The sequence below is a fragment of the Bradyrhizobium sp. BTAi1 genome (assembly GCF_000015165.1).
Taxonomy (GTDB): Bacteria; Pseudomonadota; Alphaproteobacteria; order Rhizobiales; family Xanthobacteraceae; genus Bradyrhizobium; species Bradyrhizobium denitrificans.
The window spans coordinates 7,276,554-7,291,566 of the sequence record NC_009485.1 but is presented as its reverse complement, the minus strand read 5'-3'; the positions used below and the strand labels follow the sequence as shown (position 1 = coordinate 7,291,566).

Here is a 15,013-nt window from a genome sequence, read left to right as displayed (position 1 = left end):
TACCGCAGTGCAAAGGTGCGACAATCGATCCGTTCCATATTGCGAAATTGGCCCGGAATCTGCTTTGACACTCGGCTCGAAGGCTGATCCAATTTTAAGCAGCGTCCCCCGCATGTATGGCGGGGCGCTTTTTTTGGGCATCAGCGCCATTGTGGAGTCGATTGAATGAACGAGCGTGATCTCCGTCGCCAGATCGCTGATGTCAAAACAGGGCGTCTGTCGCGACGCGAATTTGTGCAGCGGATGATCGCCGTCGGGCTGACCGCGCCGATGGCTGGCGCAATGCTCGCGCATTCCGGGATCGCGGTGGCCGCAGAAGCGATTCCCTATAAGCCGACCAAGGCCGGCGGCGGCGGTCCGCTCAAGCTGCTGCTCTGGCAGGCGCCGACGCTGCTCAATCCGCATTTCGCCGTTGGCACGAAGGACCAGGAGGCGTGCCGCTTGTTCTACGAGCCGCTCGCCGGCTGGGACAAGGAAGGCAATCTGGTTCCGATCCTTGCCGCGGAGATCCCGAGCAAGGAGAATGGCGGTCTCGCCGCCGACGGTCTGTCCGTGATCTGGAAGCTGAAGCCCGGCGTGAAATGGCACGACGGCAAGCCGTTCACGGCCGACGATGTCGTCTTCAACTGGGAATACGCCAACAATCCCGAGACCTCGGCGGTCTCGATCGGCAGCTATAAGAACGTCAAGGCAGTCGAGAAGATCGACGATCTCACCGTCAAGCTGATCTTCCCGCAGCCGACGCCGTTCTGGGCCGATGCCTTCGTGGCTTCGTTCGGCTGCATCATTCCGAAGCATCTGTTCGGCGACTATATCGGCGCGAAGTCGCGCGAGGCGCCGGCCAATCTGAAGCCGGTCGGCACCGGCCCCTATATGTTCGTCGACTTCAAGCCGGGCGACACCGTCGCCGGCAAGCGCTTCCCGGACTATCACGTGCCGACGCAGCCTTATTTCGACACGGTGGAGATCAAGGGCGGCGGCGATGCGGTGTCGGCGGCACGCGCGGTGTTGCAAACCGGCGAATATGACTATGGCTATAATCTGCAGGTCGAGGACGAGATCCTGACCAAGCTCGAGGCCGGCGGCCAGGGCAAGACCGAACTGACGCTGACCGGAAACATCGAATATATCGGCCTCAACGTCACCGATCCCAATGTCGAGGTCGACGGCGAGCGCGCCAGCCTCAAGACCAAGCATCCGTTGTTCTCCGATCCGGAAGTGCGTAGGGCCATCAACCTGCTGATCGATCGCGCCTCGGTGCAGAAATTCATCTACGGCCGCGCCGGCGTCGCGACGCCGAACTTCCTCAACAATCCCGAGCGCTACCGCTCCAAGAACAACAGCTTCGAGTTCTCGATCGAGAAGGCCAACCAGATCCTCGATGCCGCCGGCTGGAAGAAGGGCGCGTCCGGCATCCGCGAGAAGGACGGCAAGCCGCTCAAATTCGTGTTCCAGACCTCGATCAACGGGCCGCGTCAGAAGAACCAGGCGATCATCAAGCAGGCCTGCCAGAAGGCGGGCATCGATGTCGAGCTAAAGTCGGTGGTCGCATCCGTGTTCTTCTCCTCGGACGTTGCCAATCCCGATACTTACACGCATTTCTACTGCGACATGCAGATGTATCAGACGACGATGCCGCAGGCCGATCCGCAGTTCTTCATGAATCAGTTCACCTCCTGGGAGTGCGCCACCAAGGAGAACAAGTGGCAGGGCCGAAATGTCTGCCGCTGGCAGAACAAGGACTATGACGAGACCTACAAGCTGGCCCAGAGCGAGCTCGATCCGGTCAAGCGCGCCGCGCTGTTCATCAAGCTCAACGACCTCGTCGTGCGCGACAATTACGTGCTTCCGGAGATCAACCGGCTCAACGCGATCGGCGTCAAGAACGGCATGGTGCTGTACAAGAGCGGCTGGGACAACGACCTGGCGTTCATCGCATCCTGGTACCGGGCGAGCTGACGCGCGGCCAGCATGATCAGCCAGACATCGTAGGGGTGGAGCGATGGGAAACTACCTTCTCAGGCGCCTCATCGTCGCTGTGCCGAGCCTGCTCGGCATCAGCCTCATTCTGTTCGTGCTGCTCGCGCTGGCGCCGGGCGATCCGTTCGGCGAGCTCGCGACCAATCCGAACGTGCCGCCCGAGGTGCGCGAGGCGCTGCGCGTCAAGTTCGGCATGAACGATCCGATCCTGCTGCGCTATGTGCGCTGGCTGATCGCCATGATGCATGGCGATTGGGGCTTCTCCTTCGCCAGCCGCGTCAATGTCGACACGCTCATCCTGCAGCGGATTCCGACCACGCTCTACGTGGTCGGCACCGCGCAGATCCTCGCGCTGGCGGTCGCGCTGCCGGTCGGCGTGCTGGCGGCGCGGCGGCCTTATTCGATCTTCGACCAGATCGCCAACACCTTTGCCTTCATCGGCTTTTCGCTGCCGACCTTCTTCACCGGCCTGCTGCTGATCCTGATCTTCAGCGTCAATCTCGGCTGGCTGCCGTTCGTCTACCGCGCCGATCTGCAGGCGACCGGCTGGCAATGGTGGTGGGAGAGCATCAAGCAGGCGATCATGCCGATCACGGTGCTCGGCCTGTATCAGGCCGCGTCCTATACCCGCTATGTGCGATCCGCGGTGCTCGACGTCATCAAGCTCGATTATGTCACGACGGCGCGCGCCAAGGGCCTCGACGAGCGCAAGGTCATCGTCAAGCACGTGGTGCGCAATGCGCTGATTCCGGTGGTGACCCTGGTGGCGCTGCAGATGCCGACTGTGTTCGGCGGCGCCATCGTCACCGAGCAGATCTTCCGCATTCCCGGCATCGGCTCGCTGCTGATCAGCGCCATCCTCGCCAACGACACGCCTGTGATCATGGCGGTGACCTTCGTGTTCGCCTGCCTCGTCGTTCTCTTCAACCTTATCGCAGACATTCTGTATGGCTGGCTTGACCCACGCATCTCCTTCCGTTGAGGCGGCGCCGGTCGCCGCGTCGGGCAAACGGCGCTTCTCGCCCGGCCGCGACGCGCTGCGCCGCTTCCTGCGCCATCGCATGGCGGCCGCCAGCATCCTCGTGCTCGCGCTGCTGGCGCTGTCGATCGTGCTCGGGCCGCTGCTCTGGCGCATCCCGATCAACGAGATCGACTTCACCGCGCGGCTGGCGCCACCGTCCTGGGAGCACCCGTTCGGCACCGACGATCTCGGCCAGGATCTGCTGGCGCGCATGATCTATGGCGGCCGCATCTCGCTCGCGGTCGGCTTCGCCGCGATGGGCGTGGCGCTGATCGTCGGCATCGTCGTCGGCGCGCTCGCCGGCACCTCCAAGGGACCGGTCGACGCCGCGCTGATGTGGCTGACGGACCTGTTCCTGTCGCTGCCGCAGCTGCCGCTGCTGCTGCTCATCATCTACCTGTTCCGCGACTTCCTCAAAGGATGGCTGGGGCCGGAGGGCGGCGTGTTCGTCCTCATCGTGCTGGTGATCGGCGGCTTTCGCTGGATGCCGGTGGCCCGCTTGGTGCGCGCGCAGTTTCTGTCGCTGCGCGAGAAGGAGTTCGTCGAGGCCGCGCGTGCGCTCGGGGCTTCCAACGTCCGCCTCGTCGTCCGCCACATCCTGCCCAATGCGCTCGGTCCGGTGATCGTTGCCGGCACGATCGACGTCGCCGCCGCCATCATCGCGGAATCGACGCTGTCGTTCCTGGGCCTCGGCTTTCCGCCTGACATTCCGACCTGGGGCCGGCTGCTGTTCGACGCCAAGGATTATCTCGACATTGCGCCGCATTGGGCGCTGTTCGCCGGCGGCGCGATCTTCCTGACCGTGATCGCGATCAATTTCATCGGCGATGGCCTGCGCGATGCGCTCGATCCGCGGAAGGTGATGTGATGGACGCGCGTGTCGCACCGCTCCTCGAGATCAAGGGGCTCAAGACCTACTTCAACAGCGACGAAGGCCAGGTCCAGGCCGTCGACGGCGTCGACATCTCGATCAACCGTGGCGAGACCCTGTGCGTGGTCGGCGAGTCCGGCTCCGGCAAGACCGTGACCGCGATGTCCGTGCTGAAGCTGATCGCGATGCCGCCGGGCCGCATCGCCGGCGGGCAGATCCTGTGGCAGGGCCGGGACCTGGTGCCGCTCAACTCCTCCGAGATGAACAAGATCCGCGCCAGCGAGATCGCGATTGTGTTCCAGGAACCGATGACGTCGCTCAATCCGGTCTACACCGTCGGCGACCAGATCTCTGAGGTGATCCGGCTGCATCAGGGCCTGTCGAAGAAGGCCGCGATGGAGCGCGCGGCGGAGATGCTGGCGCTGGTTCAGCTTCCCAACCCGCAGCGCCGCATTCACGACTACCCGCATCATTTCTCAGGCGGCCAGCGCCAGCGGGTGATGATCGCGATGGCGCTGTCGTGCAATCCGAAGCTCCTGATCGCGGACGAGCCGACCACCGCGCTCGACGTGACGATCCAGGCCCAGATCCTCGATCTGCTGCTCGACATGAAGGAGCGGCTCGGCATGTCGATCATGCTGATCACCCACGCGATGGGCGTCGTCGCCGAGGTCGCGCAGCGCGTGGTGGTGATGTATGCGGGCCGGGTCGCGGAGGAGGCGCCGGTCGAGCGCCTGTTCGCCAATCCGCGTCATCCCTACACCCAGGGCCTGATCCGCTCGATCCCGCGGATCGATCTCGCCGCAGTGAAGAAGAGCCGGCTGGAGAGCATTCCGGGCAGCGTGCCGAAGCTGATCAATCCGCCCGAAGGCTGCCGCTTCGCCTCGCGCTGCCGCTTCGCCATTCCCGACTGCACGCGCGCGCAGCCCGAGCTGCGCGAGATCGAGCCCGGCCACAAGGTGGCGTGCATCCGCGCCGAAGAGACGTTGCTGTGATGACCGACACCGCCATTGCTCCTGCCACCGCACCGGCGCCTTTGCTCAGCGTACGCAATCTGACCAAGGCGTTTCCGATCCGGGGCGGATTGTTGAAGCGCCAGATCGGCAGCGTTCGCGCCGTCGACGGCGTCAGCTTCCACATCGAACCGAGCGAGACGTTCGGCCTTGTCGGCGAGTCCGGTTGCGGCAAGTCGACCACCGGCCGCTGCGTGCTCCGGCTGATCGAGCCGAGCTCGGGCGAGCTGATATTCGAAGGCAAGGACGTGATCGCGCTGTCCGGCGAGAGCCTGCGGGCGCTCCGCCGCGACATCCAGATCATCTTTCAGGACCCCTACGCCTCGCTCAATCCGCGCATGACCATCGGCGCCATCATCGGCGAGGCGCTGACGATCCATGGGCTCGCCGCCTCGCGTCAGAAATACGAAGAGCGCATCGTCCATCTGCTCGAGACGGTCGGCCTGCAGGCCGATCATATGACGCGCTATCCGCACGAATTCTCCGGCGGCCAGCGCCAGCGCATCGGCATTGCACGCGCGATCGCAGTCGAGCCCAAGCTGATCATCTGCGATGAGCCGGTGTCGGCGCTGGACGTCTCGATCCAGGCGCAGGTCATCAATCTGCTCGAGGACCTGCAGCAGAAGTTCGGCATCGCCTATCTGTTCGTCGCCCACGATCTCTCGGTGGTCGAGCATATCAGCCGCCGCGTCGCGGTGATGTATCTCGGCCGCATCGTCGAGACCGCGCCGTCACGGCTGCTTTATTCGGCGCCGAAGCATCCCTACACCGAAGCGCTGCTGTCCGCGGTGCCGATCCCGGATCCGAGCGTCAAGCGCAAGCGCATCCGGCTCAAGGGCGAGGTGCCGAGCCCGATCGATCCGCCGTCAGGCTGTCACTTCCATACCCGCTGCCCCATCGCCAAGGATGTCTGCAGCAAGGAGGTGCCGCCGCTGAAGGCGAGCGCCGAGGGGCATCTCGTCGCCTGCCATTTCCGGTGAGATGAGGCCGCGAGCTCAGGCGGCCTGACGATCGGAGATCAGCGCCGTCAGGCGCGCCGCCTGCTCCGTGTTCAGTGTGAACTGGACCAGGGCCGTGCGATCGCTGACGCGGGTCACGGTGCCCGGCAAATCCGACACCATGCCGGTGATTCCGAGCGCGACCGGCGTGTTGATCGACAGCTGGACCGGAATCTGCTCAAGCAGCGCGCCGCCGAGCGACAGGTTGCGCACGGTCACTGCAATGGGTGCGCCATTCACCTGCAGCGTACCTGGGCGGTTGATGTTCAGGCGCGTCGACAGGCGGCGATCGACATCGGCGGTCGAGGTCCGGATCACCCGCACCAGCTCGGTGCGAAGCCGCTGCACCTTGTCGGCGACATTGGTCGAGCCGTCACGGATATCGGTCGAGCGCCGGCCGGCCTCGCTGGCCTCGCGCGAGACCTCCGCGATCTGGGTTGCGACCTCGCGTGCCGCGGCCGAGGTCTCCTCGACTGTACGCGAAATCTCCATGGTCACGCTGTTTTGCGCCTGGATCGCATCGGCAATGCCGGTGGACACCGTTTCGACATTGCGGATGACTTCGCCGATGGCGCCGATCGACGAGACCGAGGCGCGCGTCGACTCCTGGATCTCGGCGATCTGCTGCGCGATCTCGCTGGTCGCCTTCGCGGTCTGCTCGGCGAGCGACTTGACCTCGGAGGCCACGACGGCGAAGCCGCGGCCGGCATCGCCGGCGCGGGCGGCCTCGATGGTCGCGTTCAGCGCCAGCAGGTTGGTCTGGCCCGCGATCTCGCTGATCAGACTGGTCACGGCGCCGACCTTGTCGGCGGCCTCGGACAGTTTCGCGATCGTCGCCTGGGCCTCTGACGAGGTCGCGACCGCCTTGCGCGTGAGCTCGCGCGACGCGCTGACCTGGCTGGAGATCTGCGCGATCGACGCGGCGAGCTGCGACGACGCCTTGGCCACGGTCTGCGTCGTGGCCAGCGCCTGCTCGGCCGCAGCGGCGACGCTGCTGGAATTCCGCTCCAGCGTCAGCGTGCTCTCCGTCATCGACTTGGCGTTGTTGGCCATATGGCCCGTCCCTTCGGCGACCTCGCCGACCGCCGTGCTGGCGGCGTGCTCGACCGCCTCGGCCATCTCCTGCAAAGCCTTGCTCTTGATCCGCTCGGCGACCTGGCGCTGCTCGTCCTCGAGCATCGCCGTCTGTCGCGCCTTCTCCTCGGTCTTCTGCCTGAACTGCTCGATCGAGCGCGCCATGTCGCCGAGCTCGTCGCTGCGGCTGAGGCCGGGTAGCTTGATCTCGAAATTGCCGTGGCCGAGCTCGGTCAGCGCGCCGCTCATGGAGGCGAGCGCCGACGACATCCGCCGCGCGATGATCAGAGTGATCGACCCGATGATCAGCATCACCAGCATGGCGGCGATGAACACGCCGCGCTTGCTCTCCCACATCTGCGCTTCGAGATCGTCGACATAGACGCCGGTGCCGATGATCCAGCCCCAGGGCTCGAAGCCGGCGACGTAGGACAGCTTGGGCTGCGGCGCGTCCTTGCCGGGCTTCGGCCACATGTAGTCGACGACACCGGCGCCCTGGCGCTTGACGACATCGACCATCTCCATGAACAGCCGTTTGCCGTTCGGATCCTTGTTGTCGGCGAGGTTCTGGCCATTCAGCTCCGGCTTGACCGGGTGCATCACCATCTTCGGACCCATGTCGTTGATCCAGAAGTAGTCGCCGCTGCCATAGCGCAGCTTGCCGATCCGCTCGGCGGCCTTCTTCTGCGCGACGTCGGGGGCCACCTTGTCGCGCGCGATCGCGTCATACTCCTCGCGCGCGATGCTGAGCGCGGTCTGGGTCAGATGCGCGAGCTCGCTCTGCCGCTGCTCCTGCAGAGCCGTGGCGAGATTTTGGCTTTGCGTCGCGGCGAGGCCGGCGAGCCCGCAGAAGGAGAGCCCGATGATCGCGTAGAGACGGAGGGCAAGCGAGAAGCGCGGCTGAGCCATGGCACGGTCCGGGCAAGAGGGTAGATGCGGACGACTTTAAGGAAACGCAGTTGATACCCGGTTAAGTGCGGATGGTCGTGCATTGCAGGATCAGCGCCCTTTCTCCGTATTTTCACGGGCTTTCACGCGCGGATGGAATTCAACTTCAACCGATGATTGGTCCTGATTAGTTGTTAGGCACGCGGCGGGTCGAACGAACGGTTGTAGGTTGAAGCGGATACACGGGAGTCGTCTCGGGTCGTGTCTGAGATCCCCAAAGCAGACTCGTCGAGATGCAGCGAACAGAATCGCCGCCGATCTCGTGGGTTTCGGGCCTCGCTACGCAGGCGGCTTGCCACCAGCTGACCTGGTGGTTCAGCCGCCTACGCCAGCCGGATCAGGTCGGATGCCGTATCGTCCTGCAGCCTGGCGACCAGGTCGCTCCGACGGGAGAGCACCGCGCGTTGATTGATGTAGCCCTTGTCGGTGATCTCGCCGGCGTCGAGTGACGGCGGCTCGGCCATCAGCAGCGCGCGCGTGGCGTAGCGCGATGAGCCGACCGCCTCCATGCGCAGCTTTGTCATTCCTTCCGCGATCGCGTCGCGGACTGCCGGATGCGCGAGCACCTCGCCGATCGAGGCCGTGTTCGCCAGCGCGGCCTTGCTGCGGCAGGCGGCGATGTTCGGGACGACCAGGAAATGCACCTCATCCGTGCCGTGTCCGGCGACCACGATGTCCTGGGCCAGCGGCGCGAGCGCTGCGATCCCGGCGATGCGCAGCGCGCCGACATTCACCCAGGTGCCCGAGCTGAGCTTGAAATCCTCGGTGATGCGGCCGTCGAAGACCAGGCCGCGCTCCGGATGCTCCGGATCGGCGAACTTCACGGCATCGCCGATCTTGTAGAAGCCCTCGTCGTCGAACGCTGCGGCGGTCAACTCCGGCGCCTTCCAATAGCCCGGCGTCACATTGGGCCCGCGCACCCTGATTTCGAGCTTCTCGCCCGAGGGCACCAGCTTCAGCTCCGTGCCGGGAATCGGCACGCCAATATTGCCGGCGCGCTCGGCGAAGAAGTGACAATCGGTCGCCAGCGGCGAGGTCTCGGTCGCCCCCCAGGCCGACAGCAGCGGAGCCGGCCGCCCGACGCTGGCCAGGCTCATCTCGTTGAGCGCGTCCCACAGGTTCTGCGGCAGCGCCGCGGCTGCGTAGAAAATGCATCTGACACCGGAGAAGAATTGCTGCCGCAGATCGTCGTCGGTCTTCAGCGCAGCGACCAGCATGTCGAAGCCACGCGGCACGTTGAAATAGATCGTCGGCACTTTGCTGCGGAGATTGGCGAGCGAGGTGTCGAACAGACCGGGGGCCGGCTTGCCGCCATCGATATAGAGCGAACCGCCCTGGCTCAGCACCAGGTTGAAGTTGTGATTGGCGCCGAAGGTGTGGCTCCAGGGCAGCCAGTCGACGATGACCGGGCCGCCTTCGACCTCGCGCAGAAACGTCCACAACTGCGCCTTGGCCTGCTGGCTGGTCGTCATCATGCGCTGCGTGTTGATCACCGCTTTGGGCTGCCCGGTAGAGCCGGAGGTGAACAGCAGCTTGGCGACCGTGTCCGGCGTCACCGCGGCGAAGGCGCGGTCAACCTCGGGGCCGGGTGTCGTCGCGATCAAGCTCTGCAGCGGCACGGCGCTCGTGCCGTCCCCGTCACCGGCGATGATGGTTGCCCGATGAAGGCTCTCGATCGCGCTCAGCGCGGGCGCGAACGGGGCGCGTTGCGCGACGAAGATCGCGCCGGGATCGAGCAGCCGGATCATCGCGCGCAGCTTCTCATGGTCGGTCGACATCAGCGAGTAGGCCGGCGAGATCGCACTGACCGGCACGCCGACATGCTGCGCGGCCAGCGCCAGCACGGCATGCGCGATGCTGTTGTCGGACAGGATCGCGAGCGGACGGTCGGGGCCGAGGCTTTGCGCCAGCATCCAGGCCGCCGCGGCGCGCACTTGCGCACGCGTTTCGCCATAGGTCAGCCCTGTCCAGCCGTCGCCACGGCGCTCGGCCAGGAAGGTCCGGTCAGGGACGCTGCGCGCCCAGTGCTCCAGCCATTCGCCGCTGCAGCGCGCAGCCGGCGCGAGCGGTGTGCGTGAGCGCAGGATGATCGCGCCATCATCGCGCCTGACGGCGTCGATTGCGGGCTCGGCGAACATCGAATTCACGGGGAGGATCTGGCGTTCGGCGCTAGCCATTGCGCGCCTCCGCATTGCGGGAGGCCGTCGTCGGTGCGAGGCCAAAGAATGCCCGGCGGAAACATGCGTTATCCGCTGTTGTGCATGGTCGCGGCGCTGTCGTCACGCGTGCAGCCGCTGTCGAGGCCGACATGGCTCGTCCCTCCCATTTGGTATTCGTTGCGGGAAAGACTAGCAGAATGATTGTGGTTTGCAATTATTGTGAATGTGACCCTTTGTGGCGCCTTGTTCTGGCGATGTCGCCGGTCTAGGCATGGATGTCCACGGCAGCGAGAAATCATGTCCAAGAGCGTGAACGCCGGCGCACAACGTGACGCCGCGAAGCCGAGCGGGGAGATCGGGCTCGGCGAGCTCGAGAACCATCTCGGCTATTTCGTTCGTCGTCTCCAGCATTGGATCTTCCGCGACGTCAATGCGGCGCTCGCGGCGGTGGAGCTCGACGTCATCCTGTATTCCATCCTGGAGACGATCGCGGCCAATCCAGGCACCACGCAGATCGCGGTCGCCGGCGCGCTCGGCATCGAGCGTGCCCGGATGGTCGGGCTGCTCGACGATCTGCAACAGAGCGGCCTGATCGTGCGCGAGCGCTCCGAGCAGGACCGCCGGGCGCACGCGCTCGGCCTGACGCCGCGCGGCCGCCTGATCCTGAAGAAGGCCAACGCCCTCGTGGCCGCCCACGAAAAGCGGGTGGCTGTCCGGCTCGGCGCCGGCAATTATCGCCGCGCTCTGACGGCGCTGTCGCAGTTCGAGATGGATTGAGCGGGCCCGAAGGCGGCGTGCGATGCCCGTGGCCGCCTCAGCTCGCCGCTTCGAGCCGCTCTTCCGTCAACAGCCGCATCGCGGCATCGGCATCCATCGGCTCGCCGAAGACGTAGCCTTGGGCATATTCGCAGCCGAGCTGATAGAGCTCCACGGCATCCGAATCCGACTCCGCGCCTTCCGCCACCACGTCCATGCCGAGATCATGGGCCAGCGCGATGATCGATTTGAGGATCACCGGGCGGGTGCCGCGCGCGGTGGTGCGCACAAACGACTGGTCGATCTTCAACGTGTCGAACGGGAAACGCTGCAGATAAGCGAGCGAGGAATGGCCGGTGCCGAAATCGTCGATCGATAGGCCAACGCCGAGCTCGCGGATGCGCGTCAGCATCTGCGCGGCATGCTCCGGGTTCTCCATCACCAGCGACTCCGTCAGCTCGATCTTCAGCGAGCCGCGGGCGACCGACGAGCGCGCCAGCACCGAGCGGATGTCGTGGATCAGGTCGTGGCGCAGCAGCTGCCGCGAGGAGACGTTGACGCTGGCGAAGATCGGCTCGCGCAACCGCGTCGCGCGCTGCCACACCGAGAGCTGGCGCGCGGTCTGGTCGAGCACGAAGGTGCCGAGATCGACGATCAGCCCGATCTCCTCGGCGATGGTGATGAACTCGTTCGGCGACATCCGGCCGAGCTTCGGATGATCCCAGCGCGCCAGGGCCTCGAAGCCGGCGATCGAGCGATCCTCCAGCCGCACGATCGGCTGATACAGGATCGTGATCTCCTGGCGTTCGATCGAGCGGCGCAGCTCGCTCTCCAGGGTCAGGCGGTCGTTCTTGCGGGCGCGCATCGCCGGCTTGTAGACGTCGATGCGGTCGCCGCCGATCCGCTTGGAATGATACATCGCAAGCTCGGCATCCTTGATGATGTCCTCCGACAGCTGCACCTGCGGGTCGGACAAAGCGAGGCCGATCGAGGCGGTCAGGAAGATCTCGCGCTCGTTGAAGGCGATCGGGGCGCGGATGGTCTTGCGGATGGTCTCGGCGAAGGCGGTGATGCGCGCCGGGTCCTGCTCGGACAACAGGATCAGGCCGAACTGGTCGCCGGCCAGCCGCGCCAGCGTGTCCTGCGGCTTGAGCGTGCGCGACAGCCGCCGCGCCAGGGTCAGCAGGATGGAATCGCCGACGGCGATGCCGACGGAATCGTTGACCTGCTTGAAGCGGTCGAGATCGATCACCATCAGGGTCGGCCGCAGGGTCGGCATCGACTTGGCGAAGTTGGCGACGGCGGCGAGGCGATCGATGAACAGCTTGCGGTTGGGCAGGCCAGTCAGATTGTCATGCACGCTGTCGTGGAGCAGGCGCTCCTCGGCATTCTTGAACTCGGTCACGTCGGTCAGCGTGCCGACCACGCGCGAGACCTCGCCGTCGGAGCCGACCACGGGGCGCGCCTTCAGTGCGAACCACATGAAGTGACCATCCGGTGTCCGCAGCCGGAAGTCCTGCACCAGGCGGCCGCGGCGCTGGTCGAGCACGCTGTCCAGCGCGGCGCGGAAGCGGTCCTGATCGAGCGGGTGCAGCACCTCGAGCCATTTCGCCGCCGGGCCTTCGAGTGTGCCGCGCTTGAGGCCGAGCAGGCTCTCGGTCTCCGGGCTGGTGAACACCTTGTCGGCGGAGACGTCCCAGTCCCAGATCAGGTCGCCGGAGCCGGCCAGCGCCAGCGCGCGCCGCTCGACGTCGGAGACGATGCCGGTGCTGGCGCCGCCGCCGGCGAAGGCGTGCTGCATGACCGTGAAGCCGATCAGCATCACGATCAGCACGAGGCCGCCGAGCAGCGCCGGACCGACGATATCGTTGGTGACCTGGCCCGCCACCGTCATGCCGGCGGCGCCGACCCAGACGGCCAGCAGGAACCAGGTCGGGATCAGCAGCACCGCGCGGTCGAAGCCATGGCTGGAGAGATAGACGATCAGCGCGAAGCCGAGCACGGCGATCAATAGCAGGGACATCCGCGCGATGCCCGAGGCCACCGCCGGATCGAACAGCGCGACCGCGACCAGCGAGCCGAGGAAGAACAGCCAGCCCAGCGTGATGTGCGAGTAGCGAACGTGCCAGCGCGACAGGTTGAGATAGGCGAACAGGAACACCAGCAAGGTGGCGGCGAGGATCGCCTCGCCGGAGGCGCGCCAGACCCGCTCGGCATTGTTCGACATGTCCAGGACCTTGCCCCAGAATCCGAAATCGACGCCGATATACACCAGCACCGCCCAGGCCAGCGCCGCGGCGGCCGGGAACATGATGCTGCCCTTGACCACGAACAGGATGGTGAGCACCAGCGCCAGCAGGCCGGAAATGCCGATCACGATGCCCTGGTACAGCGTGAACGAGTTGACCTTGTCCTTGTAGGCCTCGGGTTCCCACAGATACAGCTGCGGCAGCTTGTCGGTGCGCAGTTCAGCCACGAAGGTGACGACCGAGCCGGGATCGAGCGTAACGCGGAAGACGTCGGCGGTCGGGCTCTCCTGCCGCTCGGGGAGGTCGCCGATCGAAGGCGTGATGGTGGCGATGCGCGACAGGCCGAGATCGGGCCAGAACACGCCGGAGCCGACAACGCGGTAGTGCGGCGCGACGATCAGGCGGTCGAGCTGGTCGTCGGTGTTGTTGGCGAGCGCAAACACGATCCAGTGCTGGCCGCCCTCGCGGGCCCGCACCTCGATGCGGCGCACGATGCCGTCGGTGCCGGGCGCGGTAGAGACCTGGATGCGGTCGTTCTCGCTGCGCTGATGATCCAGAATGCCGGTGAGGTCGATGGCAGGCGCGTCGCTGCGGACGCTGACGGCGTCAACGGCCTGAGCGGGGGCAGCGGCACCACACATCACGAGGCCCAGCGCCAATGACGCCAGGCACCTGATCAGACGCAATGTCAAATCTCCGCGTTCGACGCCAAACCCCAGCGAAACAGATCAAACCTAACGCAACGTTCGCAAAGGATTTGGAGCCGTTCCAGGCACGGTTCAGATGTGCGCGATCATTGGCACGAAAGCGAGGAAAAACAAAGAGTTTCCAAACACGCTCTGTTTAGACTGCGCCTAGATTTCCAACACAATTTTGCCAATATGTTGGCTGGTCTCCATGCGCGCATGCGCTTTCGCGGCCTCGACCAGCGGAAAGGTCGAGTCCATCAGCGGCTTGATGCGGCCCTCGCGCAGCAACGGCATCACCTTGGCCTCGATCGCCGCCACCATCGCCGCTTTGTCGGCGTTGCTGCGCGGGCGCAAGGTCGATCCGGTGTGGGTGAGGCGCTTCACCATCAGCTTGACGAAGTTCACGGTGGCCTTCGGGCTACCCAGGAAGGCGATCTGAACGATGCGGCCATCGGTGGCCGCGGCGTCGTAATTGCGCTCGATATAGTCGCCGCCGACCATGTCGAGGATGACGTTGGCGCCCTTGCCGCCAGTCGCTTCCTTGACCACGGCGACGAAATCTTCCGTCTTGTAGTTGATGGCACGGTCGGCGCCGAGCTTGACGCAGGCAGCCGCCTTGTCCGGCGAGCCGACGGTGACCAGCACCTTGGCGCCGAACGCCTTGGCGAGCTGGATCGCCATGGTGCCGATGCCGGACGAGCCGCCATGAACCAGCAGGGTCTCGCCCGCGGTCAGTCCGCCGCGCTCGAACACGTTGTGCCACACCGTCATCAAGGTCTCGGGGAGGGCGCCGGCCTCCAGGATCGACAGGGCCGATGGCACGGCCATCGCCTGCGCGTCCTGGGCGATGCAATATTCGGCGTAGCCGCCGCCGGCGACCAGCGACATCACATGATCGCCCAGCCGATGCCGCACAGCGCCGTCGCCGAGCGCCACCACTTCGCCCGCAACCTCCAGGCCCGGCAGGTCGCTGGCGCCTGGCGGCGGCGGGTAGCTGCCGGAGCGCTGGGCGACGTCGGGACGGTTGACCCCCGCAGCCTTCACCTTGATCAGGATTTCGCCGGGACCCGGCTTCGGAACCGGCCGGGTCTCGGGCTGCAGCACCTCAGGGCCACCCGGCTTGCTGATGGCGACCACGGTCATTTGCGCGGGCAGCTGTTCCATGAGATGTCCTTCAGCACGACGTTGAGACCAGGATATTGAGACGGTGTGCTGGGCGTGCTTAAGCCAGCCGGGGCCGGGCTGGCAACCGGGA

The 15,013-nt window shown here is 65.5% G+C and carries 10 protein-coding genes; 6 read left to right on the top strand and 4 right to left on the bottom strand.

Annotated elements, in window-relative coordinates:
* Positions 1–165: 165 nt before the first annotated feature.
* Genes BBTA_RS32580 through BBTA_RS32560 form a run of 5 tightly spaced genes read left to right on the top strand, consistent with a single transcriptional unit; the run spans position 166 to position 5,865 of the window.
* Positions 166–1,959, top strand: coding sequence for a peptide ABC transporter substrate-binding protein (locus BBTA_RS32580; RefSeq protein WP_012046774.1), 1,794 nt, complete (start codon positions 166–168; stop codon positions 1,957–1,959).
* A 43-nt stretch (positions 1,960–2,002) separates the two neighbouring features.
* Complete coding sequence (locus BBTA_RS32575) at positions 2,003–2,962, top strand: ABC transporter permease (RefSeq protein ID WP_012046773.1); 960 nt, start codon at positions 2,003–2,005, stop codon at positions 2,960–2,962.
* Positions 2,928–3,869 carry an ABC transporter permease gene (locus BBTA_RS32570; RefSeq protein ID WP_041751043.1) on the top strand — a complete coding sequence of 314 codons (942 nt, stop codon included), beginning with the start codon at positions 2,928–2,930 and terminating at the stop codon, positions 3,867–3,869. The genes BBTA_RS32575 and BBTA_RS32570 overlap by 35 nt, the downstream gene beginning before the upstream one ends.
* Complete coding sequence (locus BBTA_RS32565) at positions 3,869–4,867, top strand: ABC transporter ATP-binding protein (RefSeq protein WP_201767742.1); 999 nt, start codon at positions 3,869–3,871, stop codon at positions 4,865–4,867. The genes BBTA_RS32570 and BBTA_RS32565 overlap by 1 nt, the downstream gene beginning before the upstream one ends.
* The gene (locus tag BBTA_RS32560) at positions 4,867–5,865 is read left to right on the top strand and encodes an ABC transporter ATP-binding protein (protein ID WP_012046770.1); all 999 of its coding nucleotides are present in this window, start codon (positions 4,867–4,869) and stop codon (positions 5,863–5,865) included. Before BBTA_RS32565 ends, BBTA_RS32560 begins: the two co-directional genes overlap by 1 nt.
* A 15-nt stretch (positions 5,866–5,880) precedes the next feature.
* Here BBTA_RS32560 and BBTA_RS32555 read toward each other — a convergent pair whose 3' ends face one another.
* Both BBTA_RS32555 and BBTA_RS32550 read right to left on the bottom strand, forming a co-directional pair.
* Entirely contained in the window at positions 5,881–7,866 is a 1,986-nt protein-coding gene (locus BBTA_RS32555; RefSeq protein ID WP_012046769.1) for a cache domain-containing protein, read from the bottom strand.
* 362 nt (positions 7,867–8,228) lie between these two features.
* Positions 8,229–10,082, bottom strand: a complete 1,854-nt coding sequence (locus BBTA_RS32550) for a feruloyl-CoA synthase (protein ID WP_012046768.1) — start codon at positions 10,080–10,082, stop codon at positions 8,229–8,231.
* 279 nt (positions 10,083–10,361) lie between these two features.
* Between BBTA_RS32550 and BBTA_RS32545 the strand changes: the two genes are divergently transcribed.
* The gene (locus BBTA_RS32545; RefSeq protein WP_012046767.1) at positions 10,362–10,841 is read left to right on the top strand and encodes a MarR family winged helix-turn-helix transcriptional regulator; all 480 of its coding nucleotides are present in this window, start codon (positions 10,362–10,364) and stop codon (positions 10,839–10,841) included.
* 37 nt (positions 10,842–10,878) lie between these two features.
* Here the strand turns inward: BBTA_RS32545 and BBTA_RS32540 are convergent, their stop codons facing one another.
* Together BBTA_RS32540 and BBTA_RS32535 are read right to left on the bottom strand one after the other, a co-directional pair.
* Entirely contained in the window at positions 10,879–13,755 is a 2,877-nt protein-coding gene (locus BBTA_RS32540; protein ID WP_012046766.1) for an EAL domain-containing protein, read from the bottom strand.
* A 168-nt stretch (positions 13,756–13,923) separates the two neighbouring features.
* Positions 13,924–14,922 (bottom strand): NAD(P)H-quinone oxidoreductase, encoded by a 999-nt coding sequence (locus BBTA_RS32535; protein WP_012046765.1) that lies wholly within the window; start codon positions 14,920–14,922, stop codon positions 13,924–13,926.
* Between the last annotated feature and the right edge of the window lie 91 nt (positions 14,923–15,013).

Excerpts from the sequence above, each read along its gene's own strand:
- BBTA_RS32565 (WP_201767742.1), top strand. The coding sequence starts at position 3,869 with ATGGACGCGCGTGTCGCACCGCTCCTCGAGATCAAGGGGCTCAAGACC.
- BBTA_RS32575 (WP_012046773.1), top strand. The coding sequence starts at position 2,003 with ATGGGAAACTACCTTCTCAGGCGCCTCATCGTCGCTGTGCCGAGCCTG.
- BBTA_RS32555 (WP_012046769.1), bottom strand. The coding sequence starts at position 7,866 with ATGGCTCAGCCGCGCTTCTCGCTTGCCCTCCGTCTCTACGCGATCATC.
- BBTA_RS32580 (WP_012046774.1), top strand. The coding sequence starts at position 166 with ATGAACGAGCGTGATCTCCGTCGCCAGATCGCTGATGTCAAAACAGGG.
- BBTA_RS32560 (WP_012046770.1), top strand. The coding sequence starts at position 4,867 with ATGACCGACACCGCCATTGCTCCTGCCACCGCACCGGCGCCTTTGCTC.
- BBTA_RS32570 (WP_041751043.1), top strand. The coding sequence starts at position 2,928 with ATGGCTGGCTTGACCCACGCATCTCCTTCCGTTGAGGCGGCGCCGGTC.
- BBTA_RS32535 (WP_012046765.1), bottom strand. The coding sequence starts at position 14,922 with ATGGAACAGCTGCCCGCGCAAATGACCGTGGTCGCCATCAGCAAGCCG.
- BBTA_RS32550 (WP_012046768.1), bottom strand. The coding sequence starts at position 10,082 with ATGGCTAGCGCCGAACGCCAGATCCTCCCCGTGAATTCGATGTTCGCC.
- BBTA_RS32545 (WP_012046767.1), top strand. The coding sequence starts at position 10,362 with ATGTCCAAGAGCGTGAACGCCGGCGCACAACGTGACGCCGCGAAGCCG.